We start from the raw sequence: 2,083 nt of genomic DNA, 5'->3' as shown, positions 1-2,083 counted from the left end.
GCCGCCAGCACGATCGAAGCAACCATAAACCGCTGCAGGCGGGCCAGCATCGCAGAGCCGTCGCTCAGGCGAGCTGCACCGCACGACCGCTCAGCCGCTGCGCAAGGGCGTTGGCCAGGCGGTTGACGATGCCGTAGCTCGAGAGCTGAGGGTTCGCGCCGATGCTCGTCGGGAACAGCGAACCATCGTGCACTGACAGGTTCTCCAGCGGCCAGCGCAGGCCATCGGACCGTGCGACGCCGATTCGCTCCTCGCCGCCGAGCGCGCAGCCGCCCATCGCGTGAGCACTGACCACACGGGTGAGATGGGGCTTCATCGGCAGAGCGCCGATCGCCGCTGTCGCGTCTGCCCAACTGCGATAGCCGTGCGCGTGTTCATGCACCGGCACGACCCAGCGCCCGCCGCGAACTGGACCTCGGCCATGCCCAGCACGGCCCGATGCGCTCACTCCATCACGAAATCGGTCATGGGAGTCGAGCAGCGGCGATCCATCGCCCCGCGGGCAGATCTGCCCGCCCGGTGAAGCCGTCACGCAACAAGGCAGGCCCAAGCTCCAGCAGCCCTTGACGTTGCGCTGGACGGTGGCCGCGAAAATACCGAGCGTCATGGCGCCGCGCTTGAGCAGATCGTTGTTCTCGTTCGGCGGCGCCAGCCAGGGCCCGATGCTAAGACGCCGCTCAGCCTGCTCAAACCAGTGCGGGAGCGCCTCGGGTCGATAGTCGGCGAGCGCGAAGTGCTGCCGCCAATCAGCCAGCGCGTCGTCGGGCGTACGAAAGAACGGGTCCAGTTGACGGTCGTCGAGCCGCCGACGCAGCGGCCCTGCAAGATATTGATGTCCTTGTCGGCCGTCTTGCGCGCAGCGCTCTCCTGATACAGCGATGGATGCGCCTCGCTCTCGAGCTGATGGAAATCACTGCTCGTCTTCAGCAGGCCCTCCTCGAGCACGCTCACGTCGAGCCCGGCTCGGCTCAGCAGTTCGGCCGTGATGCCGGCGCTGACGATGGCGACATCGCAGATGATTTTCCCCGATAAAGCTTGGGCACCTGCGTGCTTTGCGCCGAATACTTTGCAGCCTCGGGCAAGGCCTCCATGCAAGGGGTCGGTTCGAGCGTCCATCGAGTCAAGCCTTTGTGGGCTCGGAGTAATTCATCAGTGACCAGTGCTCCGGCCGCGAGTAGAAGGCGGTATTCGTTCGAGCGCAGCAGTTCCGGGCATCAGCCTGCCGTCAAGGACCGCCATTGCAACCGCTCCGAAGACGGCGCGCCCGGCCTCCGTGAGTCGCCTCCGCGCAGGCCGGGCCGCCACAGCCACGCAGCGCTTCCGGCCACAACGAAGACGAGGGCGCAGCCCCCACCGAGTTGGAGGAAGCGGCGGCGCGGCACAGCGAGGTGGGTGGCCTGCATCAGGGCGGATGTTGCATCATCGGCTTGCGGGTCGGCCGAGGCCCACGTCGTTTGGCACGCCGGACAACCGTAACGATGGCAACTCCGCAACAGACCGAGTATGCGACGATCCTGCTCAACCTCGAGGCGGTCGAGCGGGAGCGAATTTGTCGCGGCGCTCAGCCGGAACTGGCTGACCGCGTGTCGGCGTTGAAGGCTTATCAGCAGTCCCGTTTTCTTCATAGCTACCAAGATCTCCTGGCCGACCCTCGTCATGCCGCCGCCGCGCGCTTTTTTCTCGAGGAGCTTTACGGCCCCGGCGATTTCAGCCAGCGCGATAAGCAATTCGTGCGCATAGTTCCCGCAGTCGTGCGGCTGTTTCCGCCGGAGATCGTGCAAACCGTGGCCAAACTTGCCGAACTTCACGCGCTGTCGGAATCGCTCGACACGGCCATGGGCGTGGCGCTTGATTCCCGCGCAATCGATGCTCAAACCTACGTTCGAGCTTGGCAGGCGTGCGGCCGTCCACCAGATCGCGAGCGGCAGATTGCATTGACGATCGCGATCGGCGAAGAGCTCGATCACTACACGCAGCGGCCGATGATGATGATGAGCCTGCGCATGATGCGCGCGCCAGCGCGCGCTGCCGGTCTCGCAAACATGCAGCGGTTCCTCGAGGAAGGTTTCGACACGTTCAAGGC

1 protein-coding gene and 1 pseudogene are annotated in these 2,083 nt (G+C 65.2%); one reads left to right on the top strand and one right to left on the bottom strand.

Going from position 1 to position 2,083, the window contains the following annotated elements; all coding sequences use genetic code 11:
- Window positions 1-64 precede the first annotated feature (64 nt).
- Window positions 65-1,116: pseudogene (locus H0W38_RS21810) on the bottom strand (GMC family oxidoreductase N-terminal domain-containing protein).
- A 362-nt stretch (window positions 1,117-1,478) separates the two neighbouring features.
- On the opposite strand from H0W38_RS21810, the gene H0W38_RS21805 reads away from it, so the two are divergent.
- Window positions 1,479-2,083 (top strand): hypothetical protein (locus H0W38_RS21805; RefSeq protein WP_292458160.1); only part of this gene is annotated, 605 nt, incomplete at its 3' end.

The sequence above is a fragment of the Methylibium sp. genome (assembly GCF_013817365.1).
In the GTDB taxonomy this organism is placed as follows: Bacteria; Pseudomonadota; Gammaproteobacteria; order Burkholderiales; family Burkholderiaceae_C; genus Methylibium.
This window is presented reverse-complemented; position numbering and strand designations above follow the sequence as displayed.